General features: G+C 45.3%; 28 protein-coding genes. 11 read left to right on the forward strand and 17 right to left on the reverse strand.

The annotated features are described in order from the left end of the window. Nucleotides 1–90 precede the first annotated feature (90 nt). Nucleotides 91–393, forward strand: a complete 303-nt coding sequence (locus LKO28_RS00680; protein ID WP_227692590.1) for a DUF485 domain-containing protein — start codon at nucleotides 91–93, stop codon at nucleotides 391–393. After that, nucleotides 390–2,324 (forward strand): cation acetate symporter, encoded by a 1,935-nt coding sequence (locus LKO28_RS00685; protein ID WP_227692591.1) that lies wholly within the window; start codon nucleotides 390–392, stop codon nucleotides 2,322–2,324. Before LKO28_RS00680 ends, LKO28_RS00685 begins: the two co-directional genes overlap by 4 nt. A 76-nt stretch (nucleotides 2,325–2,400) precedes the next feature. Here the strand turns inward: LKO28_RS00685 and LKO28_RS00690 are convergent, their stop codons facing one another. The 7 genes from LKO28_RS00690 to LKO28_RS00720 form a co-directional block, all read right to left on the reverse strand. After that, the gene (locus LKO28_RS00690; protein WP_227692592.1) at nucleotides 2,401–2,739 is read right to left on the reverse strand and encodes a DUF2853 family protein; all 339 of its coding nucleotides are present in this window, start codon (nucleotides 2,737–2,739) and stop codon (nucleotides 2,401–2,403) included. Between the two features lie 97 nt (nucleotides 2,740–2,836). Then, the gene (locus LKO28_RS00695; RefSeq protein ID WP_227692593.1) at nucleotides 2,837–4,867 is read right to left on the reverse strand and encodes a M3 family metallopeptidase; all 2,031 of its coding nucleotides are present in this window, start codon (nucleotides 4,865–4,867) and stop codon (nucleotides 2,837–2,839) included. 17 nt (nucleotides 4,868–4,884) lie between these two features. Further along, entirely contained in the window at nucleotides 4,885–5,604 is a 720-nt protein-coding gene (locus tag LKO28_RS00700; protein ID WP_227692594.1) for a TetR/AcrR family transcriptional regulator, read from the reverse strand. 194 nt (nucleotides 5,605–5,798) lie between these two features. Then, a complete protein-coding gene (fabV, locus tag LKO28_RS00705; protein ID WP_227692595.1) occupies nucleotides 5,799–7,004 on the reverse strand; it encodes an enoyl-ACP reductase FabV in 1,206 nt (401 codons plus the stop codon). Nucleotides 7,005–7,083: 79 nt separating this feature from the next. Then, nucleotides 7,084–8,088 (reverse strand): aspartate--ammonia ligase, encoded by a 1,005-nt coding sequence (asnA, locus tag LKO28_RS00710; protein ID WP_227692596.1) that lies wholly within the window; start codon nucleotides 8,086–8,088, stop codon nucleotides 7,084–7,086. Between the two features lie 173 nt (nucleotides 8,089–8,261). After that, a complete protein-coding gene (locus LKO28_RS00715) occupies nucleotides 8,262–8,588 on the reverse strand; it encodes a HesB/IscA family protein (protein ID WP_227693534.1) in 327 nt (108 codons plus the stop codon). Nucleotides 8,589–8,698: 110 nt separating this feature from the next. Next, complete coding sequence (locus tag LKO28_RS00720; protein WP_227692597.1) at nucleotides 8,699–9,871, reverse strand: cysteine desulfurase family protein; 1,173 nt, start codon at nucleotides 9,869–9,871, stop codon at nucleotides 8,699–8,701. Between the two features lie 105 nt (nucleotides 9,872–9,976). Between LKO28_RS00720 and LKO28_RS00725 the strand changes: the two genes are divergently transcribed. The 5 genes from LKO28_RS00725 (at nucleotide 9,977) to LKO28_RS00745 (ending at nucleotide 13,055) form a co-directional block, all read left to right on the forward strand. Next, complete coding sequence (locus tag LKO28_RS00725) at nucleotides 9,977–10,657, forward strand: DUF421 domain-containing protein (protein WP_227692598.1); 681 nt, start codon at nucleotides 9,977–9,979, stop codon at nucleotides 10,655–10,657. Nucleotides 10,658–10,771: 114 nt separating this feature from the next. Further along, the gene (locus LKO28_RS00730; RefSeq protein ID WP_227692599.1) at nucleotides 10,772–11,431 is read left to right on the forward strand and encodes a response regulator transcription factor; all 660 of its coding nucleotides are present in this window, start codon (nucleotides 10,772–10,774) and stop codon (nucleotides 11,429–11,431) included. A 29-nt stretch (nucleotides 11,432–11,460) separates the two neighbouring features. Next, entirely contained in the window at nucleotides 11,461–12,000 is a 540-nt protein-coding gene (locus LKO28_RS00735) for a CinA family protein (RefSeq protein ID WP_227692600.1), read from the forward strand. Between the two features lie 95 nt (nucleotides 12,001–12,095). Next, complete coding sequence (locus tag LKO28_RS00740) at nucleotides 12,096–12,284, forward strand: CsbD family protein (protein WP_227692601.1); 189 nt, start codon at nucleotides 12,096–12,098, stop codon at nucleotides 12,282–12,284. Between the two features lie 249 nt (nucleotides 12,285–12,533). Then, nucleotides 12,534–13,055 (forward strand): ferritin-like domain-containing protein, encoded by a 522-nt coding sequence (locus LKO28_RS00745; RefSeq protein WP_227692602.1) that lies wholly within the window; start codon nucleotides 12,534–12,536, stop codon nucleotides 13,053–13,055. A 21-nt stretch (nucleotides 13,056–13,076) separates the two neighbouring features. Here LKO28_RS00745 and LKO28_RS00750 read toward each other — a convergent pair whose 3' ends face one another. Beyond that, nucleotides 13,077–14,108 carry a DNA topoisomerase IB gene (locus tag LKO28_RS00750; protein WP_227692603.1) on the reverse strand — a complete coding sequence of 344 codons (1,032 nt, stop codon included), beginning with the start codon at nucleotides 14,106–14,108 and terminating at the stop codon, nucleotides 13,077–13,079. A 6-nt stretch (nucleotides 14,109–14,114) separates the two neighbouring features. Beyond that, the gene (locus LKO28_RS00755; protein ID WP_227692604.1) at nucleotides 14,115–14,363 is read right to left on the reverse strand and encodes a Rho termination factor N-terminal domain-containing protein; all 249 of its coding nucleotides are present in this window, start codon (nucleotides 14,361–14,363) and stop codon (nucleotides 14,115–14,117) included. Between the two features lie 242 nt (nucleotides 14,364–14,605). On the opposite strand from LKO28_RS00755, the gene LKO28_RS00760 reads away from it, so the two are divergent. The 3 genes from LKO28_RS00760 to LKO28_RS00770 all read left to right on the forward strand — a co-directional run bounded on the left by LKO28_RS00760 (nucleotide 14,606) and on the right by LKO28_RS00770 (nucleotide 15,985). Beyond that, nucleotides 14,606–14,791: a hypothetical protein gene (locus LKO28_RS00760; RefSeq protein ID WP_227692605.1), complete on the forward strand. Its 186-nt coding sequence runs from the start codon at nucleotides 14,606–14,608 to the stop codon at nucleotides 14,789–14,791. A gap of 64 nt (nucleotides 14,792–14,855) precedes the next feature. Further along, nucleotides 14,856–15,746: an SDR family oxidoreductase gene (locus LKO28_RS00765; RefSeq protein ID WP_227692606.1), complete on the forward strand. Its 891-nt coding sequence runs from the start codon at nucleotides 14,856–14,858 to the stop codon at nucleotides 15,744–15,746. Between the two features lie 23 nt (nucleotides 15,747–15,769). Beyond that, nucleotides 15,770–15,985 (forward strand): hypothetical protein, encoded by a 216-nt coding sequence (locus LKO28_RS00770; protein ID WP_227692607.1) that lies wholly within the window; start codon nucleotides 15,770–15,772, stop codon nucleotides 15,983–15,985. 40 nt (nucleotides 15,986–16,025) lie between these two features. Here LKO28_RS00770 and LKO28_RS00775 read toward each other — a convergent pair whose 3' ends face one another. Beyond that, nucleotides 16,026–16,604, reverse strand: a complete 579-nt coding sequence (locus tag LKO28_RS00775) for a PhnA domain-containing protein (RefSeq protein ID WP_227692608.1) — start codon at nucleotides 16,602–16,604, stop codon at nucleotides 16,026–16,028. A 989-nt stretch (nucleotides 16,605–17,593) separates the two neighbouring features. Between LKO28_RS00775 and LKO28_RS00780 the strand changes: the two genes are divergently transcribed. Next, nucleotides 17,594–18,451 carry a neutral zinc metallopeptidase gene (locus tag LKO28_RS00780; RefSeq protein ID WP_227692609.1) on the forward strand — a complete coding sequence of 286 codons (858 nt, stop codon included), beginning with the start codon at nucleotides 17,594–17,596 and terminating at the stop codon, nucleotides 18,449–18,451. Nucleotides 18,452–18,455: 4 nt separating this feature from the next. Here LKO28_RS00780 and LKO28_RS00785 read toward each other — a convergent pair whose 3' ends face one another. From LKO28_RS00785 to LKO28_RS00815, 7 genes are all read right to left on the reverse strand, one after another. Then, nucleotides 18,456–19,436, reverse strand: a complete 981-nt coding sequence (locus LKO28_RS00785) for an acyl transferase (protein WP_227692610.1) — start codon at nucleotides 19,434–19,436, stop codon at nucleotides 18,456–18,458. Nucleotides 19,437–19,503: 67 nt separating this feature from the next. Continuing rightward, the gene (locus LKO28_RS00790) at nucleotides 19,504–20,175 is read right to left on the reverse strand and encodes a hypothetical protein (RefSeq protein ID WP_227692611.1); all 672 of its coding nucleotides are present in this window, start codon (nucleotides 20,173–20,175) and stop codon (nucleotides 19,504–19,506) included. A gap of 140 nt (nucleotides 20,176–20,315) precedes the next feature. Further along, complete coding sequence (locus LKO28_RS00795; protein WP_227692612.1) at nucleotides 20,316–20,936, reverse strand: hypothetical protein; 621 nt, start codon at nucleotides 20,934–20,936, stop codon at nucleotides 20,316–20,318. Between the two features lie 744 nt (nucleotides 20,937–21,680). Continuing rightward, on the reverse strand, nucleotides 21,681–22,661 hold the full coding sequence (locus LKO28_RS00800; RefSeq protein WP_227692613.1) for a helix-turn-helix domain-containing protein: 981 nt from the start codon (nucleotides 22,659–22,661) through the stop codon (nucleotides 21,681–21,683). Further along, entirely contained in the window at nucleotides 22,658–23,647 is a 990-nt protein-coding gene (locus LKO28_RS00805) for an ABC transporter permease (RefSeq protein ID WP_227692614.1), read from the reverse strand. The genes LKO28_RS00800 and LKO28_RS00805 overlap by 4 nt, the downstream gene beginning before the upstream one ends. Beyond that, nucleotides 23,622–24,587, reverse strand: coding sequence for an ABC transporter ATP-binding protein (locus LKO28_RS00810; protein WP_227692615.1), 966 nt, complete (start codon nucleotides 24,585–24,587; stop codon nucleotides 23,622–23,624). Before LKO28_RS00810 ends, LKO28_RS00805 begins: the two co-directional genes overlap by 26 nt. Next, nucleotides 24,574–25,701 (reverse strand): NEW3 domain-containing protein, encoded by a 1,128-nt coding sequence (locus tag LKO28_RS00815; RefSeq protein ID WP_227692616.1) that lies wholly within the window; start codon nucleotides 25,699–25,701, stop codon nucleotides 24,574–24,576. Before LKO28_RS00815 ends, LKO28_RS00810 begins: the two co-directional genes overlap by 14 nt. Nucleotides 25,702–25,767 lie beyond the last annotated feature (66 nt).

Consider the following 25,767-nt stretch of genomic DNA (forward strand, 5'->3'; position numbering starts at 1 on the left):
CTGTTTTTGGTTACATTTGTTTGTGTGTCGGCTGTATAATACAATCATACAGCCGGAGTTTCAATTTATAAACCGTTCCAAAATATTATTATGCACGTTAACAATACGTCTACAGAAAAGGAAAGTCTGACTAAGCGAAAATCTGTTTTGGGGATACGCTTATTTTTCATCTATCTTATTTGTTATGCAGGGTTCGTCGCCATTGGTGTGTTCCAATACGAACTATTGGCCATACAGGTACTGGGCGGGCTCAATTTAGCCTTAGCTTACGGAATTGGCCTCATCATCTTTGCCGTTATTCTCGGTGTCGTATACAATTATTACTGTACGAAATACGAGGATGAAGCTGATGCAGAACCATCAAATGAGATCGAAGGTGGAGGTGTTGCATGATTTATGAAATTTCGTATACCGCACTGATATTCTTCTTTATTTTTGTGGGTTTGGTAGTGGGGCTTTCCTTCTATTTTGGAAGGAAGACAAGTTCCTCCTCCTCTTATTTTGCCGCAGGTGGACAGATTCACTGGGGTGTAAATGGAATTGCGTTTGCTGGCGACTATCTATCTGCCGCGTCCTTCTTAGGAATATGCGGAATGATTGCCGTATCCGGCTTCGATGGATTTTTATATGCTATTGGTTTTTTGGCCGGTTGGATTGTGGCGCTATTTCTCATTGCGGAACCCTTTAAGCGACTAGGTAAATATACCTTCACTGATGCGCTAAACTCCAAATTCAATTCGCGGGCGATCACCCTTTCTGCGTCGATCAGTACGCTAATCGTTTCCATCTTCTATCTTATTCCCCAAATGGTAGGTGCCGGCGATTTGGTGATGCCACTTCTGGGTATGCCGCACTGGGCAGGGGTTCTGCTGGTGGGGGCCATTGTGATTATTATCGTAGCGAGTGCAGGGATGGCCTCGACGACCTACGTGCAATTTCTAAAAGGGGGACTGTTGATTATACTCTCCTTGGTGCTGACGTTTTTTATCCTAAAAAATGGCTTTACGCTAAATCCTGATTTCAAAGGGAGTAGTGGCCATTATACATTTATGGAACTGTGTCCTGAAATAGAAAATGAAAAAATAATAGCCGTAGCCAATTGGGAAGTGATTTCACAACAAGCTGTAGGAAATAAAACATTTGTCCAGCTATCGCAAGACGGCGTAGCGCGATGGTTTGATCTAGCGGCGAGCCAGAACGGCCCCGTGTTAAAGGAAACGTTGACCGTCACACAGCGGGCAGACGGATCGATTTTATACAACGGCGAGCCGAAAGAGAGCCGTCGGTTTTATCAAGTGGGTCACATGAGTAAGATTATCGTAAATGGAGAGGAAGTACAAGAGACCGGTGCGCTGAGTCCGTTTCAGTTTCTCTCTACTTTACAGCAGAGTGAGATCGTTCGCTTTTTGCAGGTGAAATTTCCCGACGGAAATGACGAAGTTTCCCTATACTATCAGCAACCCACCGCAGGCGCGTCTTTTATGCTTCCCGGCCTCAAGTACAAAATTGGTCGTGATGCCACTTTATGGAGTAAGCTGGATTTCATATCCCTCATGCTCGCCTTATTTTTAGGGACGGCCGCTTTACCGCATATTCTTATCCGTTATTACACCGTAAAAACACCGCGTGACGCACGAAAATCCACTATTTTAGCGATAGCGGCTATAGGAGGTTTTTATATCCTTACGCTTTTTATGGGGCTAGGATCGGCCGTGAACGGTGTGCTGGATGTAGAGTCTAGTAACATGTCGGCACCCTTGTTAGCGCGTGCTTTTGGTGCCGTGTTGTTTTCTATTATTTCTGCGGTAGCCTTTGCTACTGTCTTGGGTACCGTCGCCGGACTGATTGTGGCATCTTCGGGAGCGATCGCGCATGATTTTATAGACGTTTACCTGAAGAAGAACTTAAGCGATCTCAAAAAAGTTCAAGTCGGAAAAATTGCGGCATTCGCTGTCGGCATTTTTGCCATCCTTCTGGGTATGGCTTTCAAAGGAATAAATGTTTCCTTCTTAGTAGGTTGGGCGTTTGCTATCGCGGCTTCCGCCAATTTGCCGGCTATTTTGTTTTTACTCTTTTGGAAGAAAACCTCAGAAAAGGGGATTGCCGCATCGATTATCGTCGGTATCCTATCTTCGTTGCTTATCATCTTAACCTCGCCCACCATGTGGGATCGATATGGATTAGGTGCTTCAAATGCCTGGCATCAATTGGAAAATCCGGCATTGATTTCTTTTCCGCTTGCGGTATTAACAGTCTATTTTGTGTCGTTGTGGTACCCTAAACGGAATAAAGTAGCGCGTATCGAAAACGAAATAGTATCGTAAGGTTTCGTATTTGTATCTAAAGAAAAAGCTCGATTCGGTTATCCGAATCGAGCTTTCTTACTTTATGCATGTCTATCTAAGCATACACGCTTTCTTTATTGAATTTTTTAACCAGTAATGCGTAAACAATAGCGCGGTATTTATTCCTGTTTGATATTCCAACTTGTTCAATAACCTCATCGATAGCTGAGTCTAAAGCAGGGCTATCTGTCAAACCTAACTTCTTCACTAAAAAATTATTCTTCACACGATCAAGTTCCGCTTGATCGGAGGAAGCAATAGTCTCCGCATCTGCATTATAGATAGAGGGGCCCAATCCTTTCGCTACCGCAGCAATTAGTTTTTCATCAAGAGAAAGATTTAGTTTTTTCGCTTCCGCTACGTAAGCAGTGATTTTTTCTTCTAATTTGCTCATAAGTATATATTTAAGATACAACGATTATTGAACTAAAGTTAAATACATTTTTGTGTATTTGGAAATGAACCCGATTTTTAAACCAAATTTGTAGCGATTACACGATTAATCCTGCCCGCTTCAATAAAGCATCTACGCTAGGTTCTTTTCCGCGGAACCGCTTATAAAGCGTCATAGGATGTTCTATACCTCCTTTAGAAAGGATGTTGTCCTTGAATTTTTTGGCAACCGTCTCGTTAAAAATCCCTTTTTCCTGAAAATAAGCAAACGCATCCGCATCCAATACTTCCGCCCATTTATAGCTATAGTATCCAGCAGCATAACCTCCATTGAAAATATGTGAAAAAGAGGGACTTATTGCGTTTTCTTTCACATCTGGGAGTAACTGGGTAGAATGGAGGCAGCTGGTTTCAAATGCTTTAATATTGTCGATCCCGCTGGGGTTTTGGCCGTGCCAGCCCATATCGAGCAAGCCGAAGCCCAGTTGGCGTAGCGTGGCCATACCTTCCATAAAAGAGGCCGAAGCTTTGATCTTATCAATAAGCTCCATCGGGATCGTTTCATCTGTTTGGTAATGCTGAGCAAACAGTTCCAATGCTTCTTTTTCGTAACACCAGTTTTCCATGATCTGGCTCGGCAGCTCTACAAAATCCCAGAATACGGATGTGCCGGATAGGTTAGGGTAGGTGGTGTTGGCCAGCATGCCGTGTAAAGCATGTCCGAATTCATGGAAGAGGGTCGTCACCTCATTGAAGGTTAGTAAGGAGGGTTTAGTCGCTGTAGGACGGGTAAAATTACACACGATCGCTACATGCGGGCGGTGATCTTGATCCGCTTGTCGATATTGGGGTTTAAAGGAGGTCATCCAAGCACCGTTACGCTTCCCTTTTCGTGGAAAGAAATCCGCATAGAATACGGCAACCAGGTGTTGGCTGTCATCATAAACCTCAAAGGTACGCACCTCGTCGTGGTATTTATCGATGTGCTGTACCTCTTTGAAGTGTATTCCATACAGTCGTTGCGCGATGGTAAATACACCGTTCAAAACCTTTTCAAGTTGAAAATACGGCTTTAACAATTCATCGTCTAAGCTAAATTTTTTCTGTTTCAGTTTCTCGCTGTAATAGGCAGTGTCCCATTTCTCCAACTGCGTGATGCCATGCATTTCCTGTGCGAAAGCTTGTAGTTCCTGAAATTCCCGTTCCGCTGCCGGCTTTGCTTTGTGCAACAAATCGTTTAAAAAAGCTTGCACATCAGTCGGTTGCTGAGCCATACGTTCTTCCAGAACAAAATGTGCATGGGTTTCATACCCCAAGAGCTGCGCCCGTTGGAAACGTAATTGGACAATATGCTGAATATTTTTTTCATTATTATAAGTGTTGTCCTGAAAAGCTTTACGACCGGCCGCAAGGGCTATTTCCCTGCGAAGAGCACGATTGTTTGCATAGGTCACAAAAGGAACATAGCTGGGATAATCCAACGTGAATATCCAACCGATTTTTTCTTGTGCTTCAGCAATTCCTCTGGCAGCTTCCATCGTACCTTCGGGAAGTCCGTCTAAATCCGCTTCGTCGGTTATATGCAGTTGATAAGCGTTGGTTTCCGCCAGTACGTTTTCCCCGAATTTCAGAGTCAGTACCGCCAATTCTGCATCGATTTGGCGTAACCTTTCCTTTTTCTTTTCATCCAGCAGTGCTCCATTTCGAACGAAATCACGATAAGATTTTTCCAGCAAGGTTTGCTGTTCGGCGCTTAAGGAAAGGCTGTCTTTTTGGTTATAGACTACTTTGATTCGCTCAAACAGCTGCGGGTTCAACGTGATATCGTTGGCCAGTTGCGAAAGTTTCGGTGCCACTTCCTGCGCAATTTTCTCCAGCGCATCATTAGTTTCTGCGGAATGTAAGTTGAAAAAGATAGAAGAGATGCGCTCAAGTTCCATGCCTGAATACGCCAGAGCTTCGATCGTATTTTCGAAGGTGGGTACATCCTCCATCTGTATAATGGCATCAATCTCCTTTTTTGTTTTTTCGATAGCAGAATCAAATGCCGGGATATAATCTTCGTTTTTTATTTTTGAAAACGGTGCCGTATCATGCACTGTTTCGAATTTTTGATTTAATATAGACATGTCACAAAAATACGCCTTTATTTTTTCCCTTGAGGCGTTTTTTTCTTTTTGGCATCTTCGAAATCTCGGAAAATCAATCTTTGCATGGTTCTTTCAATCCTTTGCCTACCCTCATCTTCATTGATATCGATGCCACTAACCGTACTGCCGTTGTTTTTAGCATGTAACGTTAAATAATAGATGCCTCCGAGAACAATTGCTAATGTAGCCTGTATATCTACATCGCTGCCTTCAAACTGGTGGGCGATAAGCTCAAGCGGACCTTTACTAACGTTTTCCCGCTCGTCCGCAATTTTTCGCAACAACTTGTTTTTCACGCCCATTTCCCAATGGATAACCCGTTGTAAGGATTTATCTTTCCGGAATGAGTCAAAGTGTAGTTGAAATAAATCATTGGTATCTTCCGCAGTAATCGGTTTGGGATTTTCGGCAAGGTCCGAAATATGCGAACGGAGCTTGCCCGCCCAAAAATCCTTTTCCAGAATATAGGCTTCGATTAGACCATCTAGATTCCCGAAATAAAGATAAATAAGCTTGGGGTTTAGACCAGATTCCTTCGCGATATTGGTAATGGTGAGTCCGGCATACGTATACTTTTGGAGGACCTTTCCCACAGTCGCGATTAATCTCCGTTTCGTCCGTTCCTTATCCCGAATAGGGCCGGCAACGGTTTTCCGGGGTTTCTTCGCGGGAATAGCATCTGTTTCTTGTGCTGCTTGATTTTTATTTTTTGCCATGGTCGGTTAGTTTGAATCGTTCTTTCTGTCGATAAGTAAAGTTCCTTATTTATCTTGTAAATACCAATAGATGAAATATTTTTTCCATGTATAGTAGTCGGATATTGACAGGGAAGCATCTGACGACCGATTATCAATAAAAAAGGCAGAACGGATCCTATCCGTTCTGCCTTTTTTTATCTTACACAAAGTGACTATGCGTTTTCCTTGATACTCGGTATAGCCACCACTTCCTCCGTTTCCTTCTCGTAATCGACCGCATCAAAATTGAAGCCGAATAAGTTAAAGAAGTCATTTCGATAGCCAGCGATATCTGCGAGCCCTTCCAAGTTCTCTGTCGTAATCTGCCCCCATAATTCCGCTACTTCTTTCTGTACATCTGCACGCATTTCCCAGTCATCTACACGGATTCGACCCTTCTCGTCTAAAGCAATTTCGTTACCGTTATAAAGCCGATCTGCGAACAAGCGTTGCATCTGTTCGATAGTACCTTCGTGTATCCCTTTTGCTTTCATCACTTTGTAGAGTAAAGAAATATAAAGAGGCACCACCGGAATAGCAGAACTTGATTGTGTTACTAGTGCTTTATTCACAGACACATAGCTGCGTCCATTTAATTCTTTTAATAAATCGTTTAAAACCGGTACGGTACCTTCTAAATCGTCTTTTGCTTTACCAATCGTACCGTTTCTATATATCGGATAAGTCAACTCCGGCCCAATATAAGAATAGGCAACCGTTTTTACACCTTCCGCCAACACACCTGCTGCTTTCAATTCCGTCATCCAAAATTTCCAATCTTCGCCCCCCATAACCGCAATGGTATTTTGGATGTCCTCTTCATTTTCTACAGGTTGAATAGAAATATCGGAAACGACGCCCGAATGGAAATCCACCGTCTTATCCGTAAAAGACTGCCCGATAGGTTTCAAAACGGAAGCATGCGCTACACCCGTTTTCGGATGTGTCCGGCGGGGTGATGCCAACGAATATACAATCAAATCCACTTGACCAAGGTCTGCCTTAATAAGATCAATCGTCTGCTTTTTGATTTCATCCGAGAACGCGTCGCCATTAATGCTTTTCGCGTAAAGTCCGGCAGCCTGTGCCTCCTTTTCAAAAGCGGCCGTATTATACCAGCCTGCTGTGCCCGGTTTTCCCGGCGCTGCCGGTTTTTCGAAAAATACCCCAATGGTAGCCGCGTCAGAACCGAAAGCCGCTGTGATTCTGGATGCCAAACCGAAACCGGTTGATGCACCAATCACCAATACTTTCTTAGGGCCATTTGCTATTTTACCCTTAGATTTTACATAATCGATCTGTTGTTTAACATGTTGGGCTGTTCCTTCCGGGTGGGAAGTCAAGCAGATAAAACCTCTTACACGTGGTTGTATAATCATATTGTCTGTTTTCTTAACCAAATAATGAGTGCAAACTTACATAAAATATCACGAGGCCCAAAGGGCTCAAAGCACATCGTTATAACAAGTTGATGTTTTGCGATGCCAGTATTTCGCGTTGTGCATCATCCCAGATACTCACCTGCACTTCCCCGATATGCGCCTTTTTTAGCATAAACATGCACACGCGAGATTGGCCAATGCCTCCACCTATAGCAGAAGGGAGCTCATCGTTAAGCAACATGCTATGAAAGGAAAGTTTTGTTCTTTCCATACTGTGTCTCAATTCCAACTGATGTAATAATGCTTTTTTATCTACCCGGATACCCATAGAAGAAAGCTCAAAAGCCGTGTGGAGAATAGGATTCCATATGAGAATATCGCCATTGAGACCTTTATAGCCGTTCTCATTTTCCGTACTCCAGTCATCGTAATCCGCTGCGCGGCCGTCGTGCGGAAAACCGTTACTAAGCTCGCCCCCAATACCATATATAAATACCGCTCCATATTCTTTAGCAATCGCGTTTTCCCGCTCTTTTGGAGTAAGGTCAGGATATTTGGCCAGCAATTCTTCGGAGGAGATGAAATGAATATCCTTTGGTAGAATAGCCTGTTTGGCCGGATATCGTTGTTCCACTTCTTGCTCTGTTTCGTAGAGCGCCTGATAGATCTTTAACACCGTATCTTTTAGGTAAGCAAATGTACGGTCCTGACTATCGATGCATTTTTCCCAATCCCATTGGTCTACATAGATCGAGTGTATCGGACTGTAGTCTTCATCCGGACGTAAAGCACGCATATCCGTTAAAATTCCTTCCCCCGATTCTATTTCCAGCTCTTTCAAACGTAAACGTTTCCATTTTGCAAGCGAATGAACGACCACAGCGCGTTGTTCATTTAAAGATTTAATAGGGAAGCCCACTGGGCGTTCGATGCCATTTAGATCATCATTGATGCCTGTTCCGTCGAGCACAACAAGTGGAGACGAAACCGGAATAAGGTTTAGCGCCTGAATTAATTTCTGTGAAAAAGTATGCTTAACAAACGTAATCGCTTGTTCTGTTTTTAGTAAGTTACGTCCCATAAAAATGCTAGCCCTCAAAATACCATAATCCAGATTTTGAAGATTGATATTTTCCTAAATTTTATCAGCAAAAATAAAGGTTTTAACAATAAAACAAAGGATGTTTTGAAAATATTACTAAAATATCGTCTAGCAAGATCCGAAACGTTTATACTCAGCCGGTTATTTGTTCCTTATACCGAAAAACTCTCTCCACAGGCGCAGGTACGCGATGCATTCGGGTTGTGGAACTCAAAGCCTTTGCCGTTCAATCCGTCCGAATAATCAAGTTCCGTGCCGGCTAAATAGAGATACGATTTAATATCGAGACAGACCCTTATGCCTTTATCTTCACAAAACTGGTCTCCTTTTTTCTCTTCATTATCAAAGGTCAACTTGTAGGACAAGCCGGAACATCCACCACTTTCCACAGCAACGCGTACAAAATAATTATGGTCATAATTCTCTTGCTGCATGATTTGCTCGATACGTTGCTTTGCTTTATCTGTGATTGTTACCAATTCGTTCATTTTTTTTAGCGCTTAAGAATACAAAAATCGTTAATCTTTTGTTGACTTCCAATTTTCGCGGTTTGCTGAATGTCAAATTTCCGCGAAAACTGACCACGGTATTACGCGATCAGTCCATCTTTAAAGAGTTGCCAGATAGGCGAGGCGGCCCGCAGTTTCTGAACAGTTTCCTGCAAGCTCTCCACCGTTTGTCGAATATCTGCGGCCGTCGTATACTTACTCAAGCTGATGCGGATACTGCTGAAAGCGTCTTCGTCGCTCACCGACATGGCTTTCAATACATGCGAAGGATCTAGCAAGCCGGATGTACAAGCCGAGCCAGAGGAGAGGGCAATATGGGGGATGCCCGTCATGATCTCGGCGGCTTTAATGTGCCGGAAAGCGATGAAGCTGGTGTTGGCCAAACGAGGCGACTGTTCACCATGGATAATAACTTCGGGAATTTGGGCTTTGACTTGCCTTTCCAGCTCGTTCCGGTATTGTGCCATCGTTGGGTGAGGAGTCGCCAAAGCTAAAGCCTTACCACAACCTACGATATAGGGCACATTTAATGTGCCACCACGGAAGCCGGCTTCCTGCTGTCCCCCTGATATTAAGGACGGGATTTGTATGGGGCTGCGTTTTCGGCGTACGTATAACGCGCCAACCCCTTTAGGACCGTGGAATTTGTGAGCGCTAAACGTTAGGATATCGATCGGAATCTGCCGCACATCGATGGTTGCTTTACCGATCAATTGTGTGGCATCGCAAAAAAACAGTACATTTTTTTCCTGGCATAGCTCGGCAATAGCCGAGAGCGGGTGGATCACCCCTGTTTCGTTGTTGGCCGCCATGAGACAAACAAGCACCGTATCTGGCCGAATACTTTTCTGAAGAAGTTGCAAATTGATCGCGCCGGTATGATCAACCGGTAGGTAGGTAATCTCCATGCCGTTACGTTCCAACTGGGCACAGGTGGTTAGCACAGCCTTATGCTCTGTCTGGCAGGTCACGATGTGTTTTCCTTTGCGCAGATAAGCCTGTGCCACGCCACGTAGTACCGTATTGATCCCCTCGGTAGCACCCGAATGAAAGAAAATTTCACTTTCGGCGGCGCCTAAAGTCTGCGCAACCTGCTCCCGTGCTTCGGCTACGGCCCGGTGAGCTTCCCGTCCAATCCGGTGCTGAACACTCGAGGCATTCCCATACGATTCCTGTAAAAAAGGCAGCATGGCCTCGAGTACCTCCGGATCCATCTTTGTGGTCGCGTTATTGTCTAAGTATATCCATGACATAGCCCTAAAGATAGCGTAAAAAAATATTTTTTACCATACCACTCTCCGGAAAACTATTTGAATCCTATGTTGTCTTACTACTATAGCGCATACAATAGACTTCACATGGATATTAAAAATCTATTCCTCGGCGACGGTGACTGGCATTTTATGGTCGAGGTCGCCCTGCGTACCGCCATTATGTTTGTCACGATCATATTGGTTCTTCGTATCTCTGGGAAGAGGGGCGTTCGTCAGTTGACCTTGTTCGAGGTGGCCATTATACTCGGTTTAGGATCTGCAGCCGGCGACCCCATGTTTCAGGAAGACATTCCTATTTTTCAGGCATTTGTTGTTTTTGCAATCGTAATGGGGATCTATAAAACGTTAACCTGGATGGCAGCAAAATCCCTGCGTGTGCATCGCATGCTAGAGGGACAAGAGCTAGTTGTGGTCGAAAACAGCGTGTTTAATGTAAAAAATGAAGATCGTGATTTTTCTACCCTCGAGTTCTTTGCCGAATTACGCAACCAATCCGTGGAGCACTTAGGCCAGGTCAGAACGGCTGTACTGGAAGTCGATGGGACGATGAGTGTGTTATTTTATGCCGATGACGAGGTACGTTTCGGTTTACCTTTGTTTCCTCAAAATTATAAGGAAGCCGATTTGTCGAGCGATCCAGGCGTGTTAGCCTGCATGCACTGCGGCTGTACACAGGCGTACAAAGCTGTCCTGTTGGGTTCCACTTGCCCACGCTGTAACCATCAGAAATGGGCAGTAGCGTTAAAAACAAAGCGCATAACCTAACGCTCCGCTGATTTTTTTTAAGGAATTGCATAAACCCCGAAACCATTCCGGCAAGTTATTTGTTGAACAGACAGTTTCGATGAAGAGAGAAGCAGTAAAGGATTAAAACGCAACATGGAAAAAACAAAAATTTTATTGGCCGAAGATCACCTTGTGGTCCGCAACGGAATCAAGCTGTTGCTGGATACCCAAGCAAATTTTGAAGTGGTGGCCGATGTAGGGAGTGGAAGGGAGATATTGGACGTATTGGATTCGGGCGTAAGCGCCGATATTTTGATTACCGATTTGACGATGGATAACGTAGACGGTTTGGAACTCATGCGAACGTTGAATCAGCGCGGCGTCGGGATACGCGTCATTGTATTATCGATGCTCGATGATGAACAGCACGTTGCACAAAGTTTCCAATATGGAGTGAGAGCCTATCTGATTAAGAATGTCACGGCAGACGAAATGCTTTTTTGTGTAAATCATGTAGCCAAAGGTGGCCGTTACCTTTGCGAGGAACTTACGATGAAATTAGTCGATAAGTTGATTAACAAAGAAGCATCTCAATTCCGTAAAATAGATCCAGCTGAACTGTCGCTTTCCTCCCGTGAGATGGAGGTTTTGGAGCTGCTGGGGGAAGGGTTAACCAATCTAGAGATATCGCAAAAACTGTTTCTGAGCAAACGTACGGTAGAAGGGCATAGGCAGAATTTAATCGATAAAACCAAGTCAAAAAATACGCCCGCATTGATCAAGTTCGCTATTAAGAACGGATTACTGAATTAGGAAGAAAAAGCTTAAAAACAAGATGTACCATGCAGATAGCTGAAGAAGCTTTAGCCGCCTGTGGCAAATTTTTTAAGGAGCACGGTCTGAAACTCTTATGCGCAGAAAGTATGACGGCCGGCTATTTAAGTACGCTATGGTCCTTAGAGTTTCATAGTGGCGATTATTACCTGGGTTCGTTGGTCTGTTACGATAACCATTGCAAAACCAAATTACTCGGCGTTCCCGAGCATACGATCGAAAAATACTGCGCCGAGTCGGCCGTTGTGACCCTGTGCATGCTCGACGGCTTAAGCCGGCAAGATATCCCTGAAGCTACGGTTCTGCTGGCTACTACGGGGCTAGCCTTTAAGACGAAAAATCCGACGCAGAAACGCAATGTTGGCACCGTCTATTATGCTTTTCAGTATAAACAGGAAAAGCGTATCTACAAAAAGCAATTTTCAGGCAACGCCAGCGCGGTGCTTATTCAAACCTGCAACAGTATTTTTCATGATCTGTTGACCTGGCTACCTGAAGTGGCCCACGCGGACGAAGAACAAACGGATGATGGCCGAAAAACTATCTAGGCAGCCAGCGCCGAAAAATAATTTTTTGAAAAAAACAGAACTAAAAAGAAGCAGCCACGTTCTTTATATAGACAATATATTAAAAGGAGGAAACAATGAATAAGTTAACATGGAAAGGTCGTTGGAACGAATTAAAAGGGAAAGTTAAACAACAATATGCAGATATAACAGATGACGACTTGTTATATGCAGAAGGTAAAGAAGATGAATTACTAGGTACGCTGCAAAAGAAAACAGGCAAAACAAAAGAAGAAGTAGAAGATTGGTTAAACAATCTGGATTAAGAAACCTGTTTATAATCGCGTAAGCGATTAGGTCAGAAGAAGAAGAGGCGACTTTAAAGAAAAGTTGCCTCTTTTTTTTGCCCGATATTCGTCCTCCGTTTATGCGGGTGGGCGTTACTCCCCCCGGGGTTTTATACGTCGGGCTCGGGTCTTTGTACGCTGCCCGCCGACCGATTATTACGGAAAATAGAAAAAGGGCGAACCATCGAAAAGCCGCGCTGTTCTATTACTAAATAAACAATAGGAATTATGGCACAGACAAAAGGAAATGGCAATATGCCGAATGCACATCTACACGAACTTTTAGTTGACGAGTTACGCGACATTATGGGCGCTGAGCGTCAGCTTTTAAAAGGTTTAAAAAAGTTAGAAAGCGCCGCAGAAAGTCCGACGCTAAAAGAAGCCTTTAAGACGCATTACGAGCAGACTGAAAATCATATAGAACGTTTAAAAACTGCTCTTTCTAGCTTGGGCTTAAGCGGGCGCGGAAAAAAATGTAAGGCTATGGAGGGTCTGCTAGTGGAAGCCGAAGAAATCGTTGAGGAATTTCAAGGTAGTCCCGAAGTGGTGGATGCCGCGTTGATCGCCGCCGCACAAAAAGTAGAACACTACGAAATTGCTAGCTACGGTTGTATCGTGACCTATGCAAAACTAATGGGACACGACGAGGTGAAAGACCTACTCGGACAAACCCTAGCCGAGGAAAAAGAGACCGATGAGCTGCTGACAGAAATAGCCATGTCAGAGGCGAATGTCGGCGAGACCGCTTAACTTGCAAATAGTAAAGCGTAGTTATTTTAACAATTTCATTAAGCGGTCTCGTACCGCTTTTTCCTTTATTTCCGTTTTATTGCCCATACGCTGTATCCATTTATCTAAAGCGCCTTCCTCATAAGCTGAAAGAATGCGCGGATGAATGTAGTAATTCCGCGTCACCGTCCGCGTATTGCCGAGTTCCTTCGCTACCTGGTCGATGATATGGATAAGGTACTTCTTTCGGTCGGTCACGTTTTCCGGGATGGGCAAGGCCGTCATATACGATAACGCCAATAAGCAACCATTCCAGGTCCGGAAGGTTTTGCAACTTACCTCCGCTGCCATAGCCTCCTTGAGGTAATCGTTAATAGTACCCGAATCTAGCGGCTTAATATCCCCGTATTCGTCATAATATTGGAAAAGCGACTGCCCCGGTAAGTCTTTCACTTTCGCTAAAACCCGTACCAAGGCTTTTTCGCGCAAAAAACATTGTTGTACGACACCCTTTTTACCGACGAATTTAAAAAACACCTTATGGGCAGATACCTGCTGTATATGTTTATTGCGTAAGGTCGTTAAGCCGTACGAGCCATAATTTTTCTCATAAAACCGATTTCCAGCGCGGAAAGAGGTTTTGCCCATGATGGCGATGGCTAGCGCGCAGACCTTGTCGCGCGATAATTTTCTTTTTCGTAGATCTTGTGCTAGTTTCTTTTTCAGCAAGGGGAGTTTTCGCCCAAAAGCATAGAGGTCCGAAAACTTCTTTTCACTTCGCAACGCAACCCACTTTGGATGGTATTTATACTGTTTTCGGTTATTAAGATCTATGCCAGTAGCCTGTAAATGTCCATTGGGAGATGCGCAGATCCAAACATCTCGCCAGGCCGGTGGGAGCACTAGCGAGCGGATACGTGCCAGTATCTGCGAGTTAGTAATCGGCTGGTCTTCTTTATCCAGGTACACAAAGCTATTCCCTTTGGCTTTCCGGCTATATCCCTTTTGTTGGGGTGATGTATAACGGAGTCCCGAATCTACCAGGGCCAGTAAAGTCGTATTTTGAATGTCCACAGCCTTTTAATGATTACGGATGGCACGGATAAGTTCAGATTTATTCATTTTATGCCGCCCGGTGATCCCGATTTTTTTTGCTTCTTGAAGTAAATCCTCTTTCGTGCGCTCGTCCAACGGACTAGCTTTTCCGCCTTTTTTACTGGCGTCTGGTGTATTGGCTATACGGGCTGCTTTTTCTTTACTCATGCCTTTGTCGCGCAGTGCCTCATACTTTTCGTCGTCCTTAATGGACTTTCCATGATTCTTTGTCATGATTGTATATTTTAACCTTGAAATCTTTTAGAGTGAACCGTTGTCAATTGGAATAAGTTTTGGGTTTTTATACGGTTTGCCGGAGGTGAAGTACTTACTAAATCTTCCATCGGTTAGGTATTGCTGTAATAAATACTTGTTATGTATGGGTTTCCAAACTTAAATGTGATGCAGGTTGTTTTTATGTCAGACAGTAACGCTTAGCGATTAGCGTGAAAAATAAGAAACTTAAAAATAAGGTTATGGAAAATAGCAGAGACCCCAATGAAATGGAAATGGACGAATCCATGCACGGTGTACCCCGTAAAGAGGTGCCAGAAGTTGCTAAAGAGGAACCAGATGATAAGCCTGCCGCCCGTACCATTCAGTGGACGATTCTTATAGCAGTGCTTATACTCGCCATCATTTACTTCGTGTTTTTCTACTAGTTCGGTCTAGGTAGAAGATACATGATGTGGAAACGATATTAATAAGCTATTAAAACAAAGATTTATGAATACCTACAAAAAAGGCAATCCGAAGGATTTGTACCCCAAACCTCCTTTTCCCAAACAAACCCAGGAACCACCAGGTATCACCTCGGCCATGCAACCAAGACCCGATCATGGCGAAGAAAGTTACATCGGTTGCGATACCTTGTTGGGCAAAGTTGCCATCATTACCGGCGGCGACTCGGGCATTGGGAAAGCGGTGGCCATCGCCATGGCGCGGGAAGGAGCAGATGTTGTGATTTCCTATAAGGATGATATAGAGGATGAGGACGCTTTCGATACGCGCGACTGGGTAGAACGATCAGGGCGTACGGCTTTGCTCATTAAAGGTAACATACGGAACGACGCCCAGTGCAAACGCATCGTGGATCAAGCCGTAGCCAAATTCGGTAAAATTGATATTTTGGTGAACAATGCCGCTTATCAAATGAGTTATGATGGCGTAGAAGATATCTCCGAAGAGGAATGGAACAAGACGTTTCAGGTAAATATGAGCGCGATGTTCTACTTAGTAAAATATGCAAAAAAACATATGGCGCCAGGTTCCAGTATAATTAATACCACCTCGGTAAATGCCTATAACCCCAATCCCAGTTTGCTGCCCTACGCCGCCACTAAAGGGGCTATCCAAAATTTCACATCGAGTCTGGCCCAAATGTTTCTACAAGACGGTTCGGGTATACGCGTTAATGCCGTGGCGCCTGGGCCGGTATGGACCCCGCTCATTCCGAGCACGATTCCTGATCACGAAAAATTTGGTGAAGATACCCCGATGGGCCGACCGGGACAGCCTGCGGAAATCGCTCCCGTATATATATTCTTAGCGTCGGACGCCGCTTCTTACGTTTCTGGAGCAACCATTCCGGCTACGGGCGGGCGAGCAACGATTTAGTACACTTTTTAAGCAATAAGCATATGTTCAATCCACTAAAATATTTTATGATACCGCTTGCAGTAAGCTGCTTGCTGTCCTGTGCGAGCGGAAATAGGAACGAGACAGATCTCGATGCCGACACCCTATCGCCTGGACCCATAACGGAGATGGATAAATCTCGGTATAATCTGAATGAGACCGACGAGATGCTGCACGACAGCCAAGATTCGGTTGCGGCAGATACGCTAGCGGAATAGTTGTTCGCGTAGCCTATCTGCCCCGGTTTTACTTCGGATATTAGCCCTTACGCAAGTATTTCGTTAAGATCACAATGGTTTGTCCTTCGACTTTTCCCTCAATCTGTTCGGGGTTATCCGGCACTAAACGGATGTTTTTCACCACGGTTCCTAATTTGGCCGAGATGGAAGAACCTTTCACATCCAAGGTTTTGATGAGTACGACGGTATCTCCCTCGTAGAGACGGGTGCCGTTGCTATCGACATGAAACTGCACCGTGCCGTCCTGCTCATGATCGCCCGTTTTCTTTGCCCATTCTAAATTTTCATCATCCAAGTAGAGCATATCCAGGTTATCAGCGGCCCACCCCTCATGACGCAACCGGCTTAACATACGCCATGCAACTACTTGTACGGCGGGATACTCCGACCACATGGTTTCCGAAAGGACTTTCCAGTGCGCCGAATCGAGCTGCTCCCGTTTTTCGATTTGGTCTAAACAGGTGGAGCATACATAGATCACGTTATCTGCAGTTTGCTGATCCGCCGGAGGAACCGCGTAGACAGACAAATTATTGTCACGCGTACACAATTCGCAGGTATTATTACTTCGCGTTATCAGCTGTTGTTCTAAAGACATAATAAATTGATTTAATTGCTAAATTAAGAAATATTTCTTTTAACTTTTTATCCATTCGTGTCTGTTTTTTTGGTATGGATGAGGCTCTGTGGTTTTAGAGTTTCCTTTAAACTTTTTTTTAAAAAAAGTTGACAAAAAATCGTCGCTTCATCTATTTGAGTTAATGGGTAGTACTAAGGATGAATTTCTACATATCTCAAATAGCTGGATGCGACAGTCAAAGTTAAAAGGGGGCTAGTGCTTTTGTATTGTTTCAATTGATATACGGTTGGAATTTTACACTTTATTATTTAATATCGGACTATACATCTGCACCAACCCCTATTAGCATTTTAAGGCCGCATCCGGATGTTTTACAACTGCACTTAATCAATTTTTGCACTTTCCCTTATGTAAAACGTCCGAAGCGGCGAGGTTTATGGAGTCGTGTTTATTTTGGTGTCCATGAGCTCACTTCGTTCGGTTTTGCTTCTTTCTCCACGAAAAAAAAGAAAGTAAAACATGATAATCGGCAAGGTTTACGAACATGGGTTTGTTTTACAAAGAACTTTATTATTTAATATCGGACTATACATCTGCACCAACCCCTATTAGCATTTTAAGGCCGCATCCGGATGTTTTACAACTGTACTTATTCAATTTTTGCACTTTCCTTCCTGTAAACATCCGAAGCGGCGAGGTTTATGGACTCGTATCTATTTTGGTGTCCATGAGCTCACTTCGTTCGGTTTTGCTTCTTTTTCCCGGAGAAAAAAAAAGAAAGTAAACCATGATAATCGGCAAGGTTTACGAACATGGGTTTGTTTTACAAAGAACTTTATTTTCAATATCGGACTATACATTTGCACCAACCCTTATTAACATTTTAAGGCCGCATCCGGATGTTTTACAACTGCACTTAATCAATTTTTGCACTTTCCCTTATGTAAAACATCCGAAGCGGCGAGGTTTTTGCTTCTTTTTCACGGAGAAAAAGAAGAAACAAAATTATGAAATGGCAAGGCGGCCGCAGAAGCGGAAATATCGAAGATAAAAGAGGCATGAGCGGCGGACAGAAACTGGCGTTCGGTGGTATTGGGGGCGTTATCGTTCTGATAATTGGATTTTTATTTGGAGGCGATCCGGGGGAGTTATTAACGCAGATGCAGCAAAGTGCACCGGCGACGCAGGAAGCCTATCAGTCTACGCCGGAGGAAGATCGGTTACTCGATTTTGCCGATGTGGTTTTAGGAAGTACAGAGGATGTCTGGAAAAATATTTTTGCGGCCAATGGCTTGGATTATCCCGTGACCAAATTAACGGTATACAATGGTGCTGTCGAAACGGCCGGATGCGGTGTCGGGCAATCGGCTTTTGGTCCTTTCTATTGTCCCGGTGACCATAAGATTTACCTCGACTTGAGCTTTAACGAAGAGTTGTCTAAAAAATACGGTGCAAAAGGGGAGTTCGCTTTAGCCTATGTTATTGCCCATGAAGTGGGACATCATATACAAAATGTACTGGGAGTATTGGAACAGACGAATGCCATGCGAGCGAAAATGAGTGAGCGGGCGTACAATAAAGTATCGGTAATGACCGAGCTGCAGGCCGATTTTTATGCCGGTGTGTGGGCACATCATGTTCAAAATTATTCGGATATCGAGCTGACGTATGATGACATTGTGGACGGGATGCAGGCCGCGGCTGCGGTAGGAGATGACCGCTTACAGGAGCAGGCTCATGGACATGTTAATCCCGAATCCTTCACCCATGGTTCTTCGGAGCAGCGCGTGCAATGGTTTAAGAAAGGGTATGACAGTGGCGATATCCAAGCCGGGAACACCTTTAACGATCCCAGTTTGCAATAACGACCTATTGCACCAATAAATTGCAGCCCCGGATATCGCTGTTATCAAAACGCCCTAGGATTTCAAATGACCCGTCGAGGTGCAATTTCCCGAGATCTTGGGTGGCAATAAAGGAACAGGAATAATAGTTGGCCAGATCGATGACATTCAACGCGCCGGTTTTCCCCTGTTCGACCAAACTAAGGGGGTCGTTCGTGTCGCGCATCAAGACTTTCATCCAAGGTGGTGTCTGAAAAATCCCTTTTCCGGAAGAATAGCCCTGCGATAATAACTCCGTCATACCGTATTCGGAGTGGATGTTTTCCACGCCGAAACCCTGCCGGAGGATCGTATGTAATTCTTCGCGTATCACTTCTTTCCGCTTGCCTTTCATCCCCCCGGTTTCCATCACGATGAGTTCAGGAAAATCTAGTTGGTATTGCTCGCAAAAATCGAGCAGGGCGTAGGTGACGCCGATGAGCAACGTTTTTGTACCACCTTGCTGTAGCGCAAGTAGCTGCTGGTAAAGATCCTCGTGGTTATATAAAAAATAACCCGAGGCCGGATGCTGGCTTTGCGCGATGAGGTCGTCCACCATATAGATCAACGAAGACCCGGAACGTTCTAGGTAAGAAGGAAGCAGCGCTAAAATAGCGATATCTTCGACGGCTCCATAAAAACGCTGAAAGCCACTACGAAAACTCCGTTCGTACCAAGCAAGTTCGGCCACATGGTGCTGGCTCGCGACCATACCCGTAGTGCCGGAACTGGAAAAAATAATTTCCGCTTGCTTTCCGCTGGCCAATACCTGTTGGGTTTTAAAAAAATCTATGGGTAAGAAGGGGATCTGCGTGTAGTGCCGGACGTCGGTTTCGGTCTTTCCCAGCAGGTCGAGGTATCGACTGTAAAGGGCACAGTGCGCTTTTTGAAAACGGTATACTTCCAGGCAGAGTTCGTTAAAGGTATCTGCGCTATCGATCGAAAAAATACGTTCCTGTATGTCCATATTCGGATGCAAACCTACCAAAAATGCTTTGTATTCACGCGGAGAAAACGGAAAATTGCCGCTGCGTTTAGTTCCACAAGTTATCCAGCTGCTGGATCGTATCCATCAGCTGCGCCATTTTATGGAGACTGTCCCCATATTGGCTGTGCAGCGCACTATAGACCTCCACGTAAGTGTCTAAGATGGCGTATACCGCGGTTAGTTCCTGGAGAAAGGCCTGTAAATCCTTATCCAAGGATTCTATATCCGTTTCCCGGTCTGCATGGAACTTGAAAATATCGTCGAGCAGGGTAAAGTTTAGCGGGTCGAGCGGCTTGTCTTGTCGTAAATAGCTTTTCGTTAGTTCCTTGTATTCCGCTTCTACCGCCGCTAGCCTATCGTAAAATTTAATCAGGCGTTCATGCAGCTTACGGACTTCCAGGTAGAAATCCCGCAATTCTACCTGCGCACGGATATCTAAGGTATGCAGCAGGGCTTTGTCGGTAAAATCAATTTCCGTCACGTAGTTTTCCCAAATAAACTCCAGCTCCTCGCGGTCGTAGTCGTAATCGTTGAGTTCATTTTGTGCGAGCAGAGCCGCACCTTTGGCGGTTTCGAAACGCTTTTTTAGTTGCCAGGCTTCGTCGTGTGCGGCCCGATAGCGTTGTAGTTGCTGCCGCTCGTACGGCAGGAAGTAGTATTTGTTTTTGGATTGGTAAGTGATATCCCGAAAGGGGTGTGGTATATAGATCGTTGTCATCAATTTAGTGTTGATTAGGTAATGCTAGATAAAGTTAACGGATTGTTATGAGCCTTAAAGATACAGAAGTGACGGGAATTTAACAATTAAATAGCGTTTTCTGGTGCCGCTCGGACACCAGAAAACGCATGGATGCGTCCTTAAACCGCGTAACAGTGTACGGTGTCGCAGTAATTGGGCGCAGGATCGCTGCCGAGATAGGTAGCACGGAACTCGTATTCCTGTCCTTTTTCCAACTCCTGAATTACCGTTCTGGATCTTGTGCTTAGCACGCGTGTCCACTCGCTCATGCTACCGACTTTCCGATATTCGAACTGATAGTAACGCGCGTACTTCCAGCTATTCACTCGGAGGTGGACGGAGCAGGTACCGGCGTGCTTAATTTCTGCCCGTAGGTCGCTGGGGCGAGGAGACGCACCCACGGGAGGTTGCACAGTGCTTTGGCTCGGAATAAAACCTGCAGCCAGAATCACATTGGGATCGCCGACCGAGACGGATTCCACATAGAGTGCATGCGTGTGCAACACACGTTTCAGCGTTTCGGCTTGCTGGTTTTTGATAACAACCTGCCGCCTGTCGCGGTAAGCGGATTCGACGAGGCCATTTCGGTAGGCCTCAACGGCGGTTTCTAGCAGTACGATCGTTTCTGCTGCATCGGCGAAAAGATCCGCATTGTCTTTGGTTTTCTGCAGGACGTTTTCTGCATACGTTAACAGCTTTGTTGCTGTACCGATTTTTGACGATAAAGTAGGCTTTGCCATAATCATAAAAATTTAAATAGTTAGAAATTAATTATTTATCGGTGTCAAATATAGGAGGTAGGTCTGATCAACTTGGGGTCTGTGGGTGCAAACTTTTCCGCACAAGGGCACTTTTTGTTTGCATTTTTAGTCACCTTGTGGCAAAAACAGCTAAAAAAGTGGGTTTAACCGTCGTAAAGGCAGTTCTTGTGGTAAGTGTATACTTACCGTTACGTATACGTAATGAACGAAAACTCCTACGAGATCATCCATTTGTTATACGTTATGCTTCAAAAGGTAGGCGCGCCGGAAGAAATCGTATAGCCCGCCAGACAACTCGCTGATGGAATCCGTTAGAAGCGCTACGTGATGGCGCGATCTGTATACCTGACGACTTGTTCGTTATACGGGGCCATGCTTTCGTTATAGGCTACGGTATATTCGTTATACGCGGCTATGCACTCGTTATACGGCGGGATGCTTTATATATACGCTACAGTGAATTCGTTGTACGGGGTAAGGTACTCGGCATATAGGATGACGTGTGAGCGATACACTGCGGTATATTCGTTATACGCGCAATGCGAGCACCTATACCGATAGGACGCCAACGGATACGGTATGGGCGTCTTGTTATCACGAAAGGCCGCACACCGATACCTGTTGTACCCCAACCTAGGGCAGGACAGCAGGATGCTATACCTGCAAGGAGTGAAGATAGCAGAGAAACGACGGTAAGCTTTTTCCTTGCGCTCGGGTAGGGGGCTACCGCTTATATTTATAAGAAACATTGCCCTGCATGGCCTCACGGTAGGCATTTGGTCCTTTACCAAAACGCTTTTTGAACAGTCGGCTAAAGTGTTTATCGGAGCTAAAATGACAGGAGAACGCGATGCTTGCGATGGTGTTTTGAGAATCCTTGAGGATGTCACGCGCGAGGACAAGCCGTAATTCCTGCACATACCCCATCACCGAATACGGCCTGTTTTCAAAACTGCTGTATAGTTTCCGTAGACTAACATGCAGCGTCTTGGCGACCAGTTCGGCTGTGAGCGCTTCTTCGCGAAAGTTTTCCCGTATGTAGTGCGTTGCTTTGTAGTAAAGCGTGATCAGCGTATCTTCTTGGGGCTTCTCGGGACTTTTCAATTCTTGAAAGACCAGGTTGAACAGTCGTAGATTCCAGGCCGCCAGCCGAAAGGAGAGACTGAACGGACGAAATTCAAAACGGCTCAGCGCATCCAGTGCGGCCATTAATTTGGCCTGCACGTTGGTTTGGCCCAAAAGTGCGCTGCGGGTTAATCCCTCGGGTGTCGTTGCTTCCGCAATCGGCTGTAGCAACGGGTATTCTGCAGCTATATCCGGCCAATGACTTTGGGCAATACCGAGCAAGAAGAACCAGTTCTTGCCGGGGTCTAAGGCCATATGTTTCTTTCGATCGTGCAGCTGGTAGCAATATACCTTTCCGTCGGCTACATATAAGGTCGGTACAATCGCTATCTTTCCGCTTCCCAACAGCTGAATAAAGATCCACAGGTAATTGTCCTTTGTTTCGATCGAAAACTGCAAAGGCTGCTCCGGCAGGACATCTTTAAATTCAAACCAGCAAAAATCTCGACTGTGGTATTTTCGGTATTGGTGTTGGCTGGCAGCATCCAAGTGTACCTTAAAAGGAGCCTCCTGCGGCGTGAAGCTATCCGGAGGAGGCAAAAAGGAAAGGTAGCCTTTATAGTTTTTAGAGGCGATCATGGGCAACGTATTTCTTTACGCATGAAAAAATAATAGGAGGCTGCAAAACAGATAATCGTACAGGCAATTAAAGCCACCATCTGTGACCAGGCCACCTTAATACTCTCCCACAGGGGTAATGGCGAAGGAATGGCACCTTGGAGCTGTTCCATATGTAAGGGGCCGAGGCTCCGGATAGAAGGCATGAGTAGCATATTGGTGCCATCGCTGTAAAGCTGACTGGGCGCAAAACGCATGAGGGTGAGCATAGCATGTTGGTATTGCATTATTTCGGCTTCCGAAGCATAGGTATTCGGTTGTAGGCTTTTCGCAACGATATTGAGGATGATCGGATAGAATACGGTAAAGAACAGCCAGATCGCAATGGCGACCAGCGCAGAGGTGGCGGTATGTCGGAAACGTACCGAAAACAAAATGGACAAATTTAACCAGAAGGCGATGTACACCACAGTCAATAAGGTAAATAGCATGAGCCGGTTACACTCTGCCCAACTGGGCGGAAAACCTACCAGTAGGGTTGCAGCGCCCACAGTAAATAAGATGAGCGCAACAAATAAGCTCGCGATGACCGATAACGCACCTATAAATTTAGCGTTAAGGAAATAATCCCGATGGATAGGTTGTGAAAGGATACGCCCCAAGGTGCGGCCGTTAAACTCTGCATTCACCGCGTCGAAGCCCAAACAGATTCCCAAAAGGGGACCCAAGAACCCGACAAATAGATGAAACGAGGGCATGGTGCCGTCAGAAGTGGTAAAAATCTTGAGGAAGAAAAATGCCGCGTCGGGATCATTCGGGGCGGGTGCGGTATTCTTTAAGGCCGATAAAGCCGTGTAGAGGGATGCGACACAGGTCAGGCCTATAATGGCCAAAAGAATGATAAATTTCCAGCTGCGGATATGATCGGCAATTTCCTTTCGTACTAAAATGGAAAAGGCATAAAGCTGGGAATGCTTAGGGTTAGGCATGGCGAGTTCCTCCTTCAAAATAATGGGTGTAAATATCTTCTATACCATAGCTGCGTTGTTGTAGCTGTACAATATTAATCGCTTGCTCCACCAATAGTTTAAGGAGTTGCTGCACCGGGGTTTTGTCGGTGTGGATTTGAAAGCGATCACCGTTTTGCTCGACCGTGTCAATAGCCTCCATCCTGGTTAAAATCTGGTGGGTACGTTCGGTATCTGCCGGGTCTACCTGAAGTTGAATATAGCGTTTTTCGTCTTGAAATAGGCGGGCAGCTAAATCTTGTATAGGGCCGTCCGCCACTAATTTACCTTGGATAAACAAACCGACTCGATCACAGATTTGTTGCACCTGGTAAAGCTGATGGCTGGAGAGCAGAACAGTCAGCTTCTCTTCTCGGCTCAGCTGCAGGATCAAGGCCGTGAAATCTTTAACGCCCATCGGGTCCAAACCCAAAGTGGGCTCGTCCAGAATCAATACCTTTGGTTCTTTGATCAAGCTGTCGGCTAAACCCAGCCGCTGCCGCATACCGCGGGAAAACTTGCCTACTTTTTTCTCGGCGACATCCTGAAGCCCCACTTTCGCTAATAGCGCAAACGCTCGCTTTCGGCCTGCAGTACGGGATAGCCCGTTCAGCTGCGCGGTTAATAGCAAATTTTCGAGCGCCGTCCAGTGCTCGTAAAAACCAATATTGTCGGGCAGGTAACCCACCAGGCGCTTAACGGCCAGCGGGGAACGCACGGGATCAATACCACAGACCGTGATTTCGCCGGCCGTAGGTTCGCTCAAGCCGAGCAGCATCAAGATCGTTGTCGATTTTCCGGCACCGTTGGGTCCTAACAAGCCAAACACCTCGCCTTGAGCGATCTCGAGATTCAGGTCATTTACCGCCGTGAAATCTCCATATTTTTTGGTCAACTGCCGTACACGGATAATAGGCTCGGTCATTTTATCTCCTTCCATATTTACGGATCAACACATAGACTAGACCAACGGCCAGGGCAATGATTAACACGCCTACCCAACCCCATAGCAGGGAAGTCTCTACCGTGACGCGGAATTTAACACTATCACTCGTTTCACTCGTTTTGGCATCGAACGTAAGTTGGTAATCACCCGCGATCGCCTTCTTAGCAGGTTTAATAATTGCGGTAACGGTTTGACTTTCCCCGGCCCTGAGACTTGCGATGCGGCTGGGTTCAAAATGAGCTTCCCATTGGGTCGGCGAGGAGGCATTGAGGTTAATTTGACTCAGATCCGAACTGCCCGTATTTTTCACTACAAGTGAAATGGATTTGTTGCGGTTAGCGGTGGCTGTCGTGCTGAGCAAGCCCTCGGGTGTGCTAAGCTGTATGCTGTAGGAGCCGGTAATCACCACTTCTAGCGCGAGCTCCGATTGATTGAGAGCACTCTTTGCAAATACCGGAATGGTGTAAGTTCCTTTTTTTACACTCTCGGGCGGAAGGAGCTCAATCAATATGTCTTTCCGTTGGTTCCCTTCTATATTAACCGAGGAGACCTGTTTGCCATCCACTTTAAAGGTAGCTCCCCAACCGGGTTGTAAATTTGCGGCCAGGCTGTATACCTGTGCTTTCGAAGAACGGTTGAGCAGGGAGGCATTGTAGGTGAAGGTAGATTTCGCTGATCCCTCCATATTGGTTTGCGTACTGTTGAACTCCGAAGAGCTTTTTCCATCAGCAGTTACATCGACGGTAAGCGGTAAAGTGGATTCTCCTTGTGCAACCAATTGAAAGCGGTATTGGCCTTTCTCGATTTTCGACGGCACAATGATTTTCAGGTTGAGTGACTTACGTTCTTTAGGTAGGACAGATATTTCGGTGGTATTGTAATTTCCTGACTTTATTTCGTAATCCCAATCTTTGGGAAGGTTCTGCACACGGATCTGCCCATTACGTGTCGTGCTACTTCTATTGATCAATTCTACAGTGTAATCAATTACCTCCCCAGGAGATACGGAAATCTTCGGGTACGTGGTGTACAGCTGGAGCTGCTGGGCATAGGCTATGGTTGATGCCAAAAGCAGGCCCAATAAATAGATTATTCGACTTTTTAGCATAAGTAAACTTTTTAAAAATTTGGTTTTTATAATTAGGCACTAAAATAAAAAGCCCTTGACAACATT

The organism is Sphingobacterium sp. FBM7-1 (genome assembly GCF_020687765.1).
Lineage (GTDB): Bacteria > Bacteroidota > Bacteroidia > Sphingobacteriales > Sphingobacteriaceae > Sphingobacterium.

Excerpts from the sequence above, each read along its gene's own strand:
- LKO28_RS00680 (WP_227692590.1), top strand. The coding sequence starts at position 91 with ATGCACGTTAACAATACGTCTACAGAAAAGGAAAGTCTGACTAAGCGA.
- LKO28_RS00685 (WP_227692591.1), top strand. The coding sequence starts at position 390 with ATGATTTATGAAATTTCGTATACCGCACTGATATTCTTCTTTATTTTT.
- LKO28_RS00690 (WP_227692592.1), bottom strand. The coding sequence starts at position 2,739 with ATGAGCAAATTAGAAGAAAAAATCACTGCTTACGTAGCGGAAGCGAAA.
- LKO28_RS00695 (WP_227692593.1), bottom strand. The coding sequence starts at position 4,867 with ATGTCTATATTAAATCAAAAATTCGAAACAGTGCATGATACGGCACCG.
- LKO28_RS00700 (WP_227692594.1), bottom strand. The coding sequence starts at position 5,604 with ATGGCAAAAAATAAAAATCAAGCAGCACAAGAAACAGATGCTATTCCC.
- fabV (WP_227692595.1), bottom strand. The coding sequence starts at position 7,004 with ATGATTATACAACCACGTGTAAGAGGTTTTATCTGCTTGACTTCCCAC.
- asnA (WP_227692596.1), bottom strand. The coding sequence starts at position 8,088 with ATGGGACGTAACTTACTAAAAACAGAACAAGCGATTACGTTTGTTAAG.
- LKO28_RS00720 (WP_227692597.1), bottom strand. The coding sequence starts at position 9,871 with ATGTCATGGATATACTTAGACAATAACGCGACCACAAAGATGGATCCG.
- LKO28_RS00725 (WP_227692598.1), top strand. The coding sequence starts at position 9,977 with ATGGATATTAAAAATCTATTCCTCGGCGACGGTGACTGGCATTTTATG.
- LKO28_RS00730 (WP_227692599.1), top strand. The coding sequence starts at position 10,772 with ATGGAAAAAACAAAAATTTTATTGGCCGAAGATCACCTTGTGGTCCGC.
- LKO28_RS00735 (WP_227692600.1), top strand. The coding sequence starts at position 11,461 with ATGCAGATAGCTGAAGAAGCTTTAGCCGCCTGTGGCAAATTTTTTAAG.
- LKO28_RS00740 (WP_227692601.1), top strand. The coding sequence starts at position 12,096 with ATGAATAAGTTAACATGGAAAGGTCGTTGGAACGAATTAAAAGGGAAA.
- LKO28_RS00745 (WP_227692602.1), top strand. The coding sequence starts at position 12,534 with ATGGCACAGACAAAAGGAAATGGCAATATGCCGAATGCACATCTACAC.
- LKO28_RS00755 (WP_227692604.1), bottom strand. The coding sequence starts at position 14,363 with ATGACAAAGAATCATGGAAAGTCCATTAAGGACGACGAAAAGTATGAG.
- LKO28_RS00760 (WP_227692605.1), top strand. The coding sequence starts at position 14,606 with ATGGAAAATAGCAGAGACCCCAATGAAATGGAAATGGACGAATCCATG.
- LKO28_RS00765 (WP_227692606.1), top strand. The coding sequence starts at position 14,856 with ATGAATACCTACAAAAAAGGCAATCCGAAGGATTTGTACCCCAAACCT.
- LKO28_RS00770 (WP_227692607.1), top strand. The coding sequence starts at position 15,770 with ATGTTCAATCCACTAAAATATTTTATGATACCGCTTGCAGTAAGCTGC.
- LKO28_RS00775 (WP_227692608.1), bottom strand. The coding sequence starts at position 16,604 with ATGTCTTTAGAACAACAGCTGATAACGCGAAGTAATAATACCTGCGAA.
- LKO28_RS00780 (WP_227692609.1), top strand. The coding sequence starts at position 17,594 with ATGAAATGGCAAGGCGGCCGCAGAAGCGGAAATATCGAAGATAAAAGA.
- LKO28_RS00785 (WP_227692610.1), bottom strand. The coding sequence starts at position 19,436 with ATGGACATACAGGAACGTATTTTTTCGATCGATAGCGCAGATACCTTT.
- LKO28_RS00790 (WP_227692611.1), bottom strand. The coding sequence starts at position 20,175 with ATGACAACGATCTATATACCACACCCCTTTCGGGATATCACTTACCAA.
- LKO28_RS00795 (WP_227692612.1), bottom strand. The coding sequence starts at position 20,936 with ATGGCAAAGCCTACTTTATCGTCAAAAATCGGTACAGCAACAAAGCTG.
- LKO28_RS00800 (WP_227692613.1), bottom strand. The coding sequence starts at position 22,661 with ATGATCGCCTCTAAAAACTATAAAGGCTACCTTTCCTTTTTGCCTCCT.
- LKO28_RS00810 (WP_227692615.1), bottom strand. The coding sequence starts at position 24,587 with ATGGAAGGAGATAAAATGACCGAGCCTATTATCCGTGTACGGCAGTTG.
- LKO28_RS00815 (WP_227692616.1), bottom strand. The coding sequence starts at position 25,701 with ATGCTAAAAAGTCGAATAATCTATTTATTGGGCCTGCTTTTGGCATCA.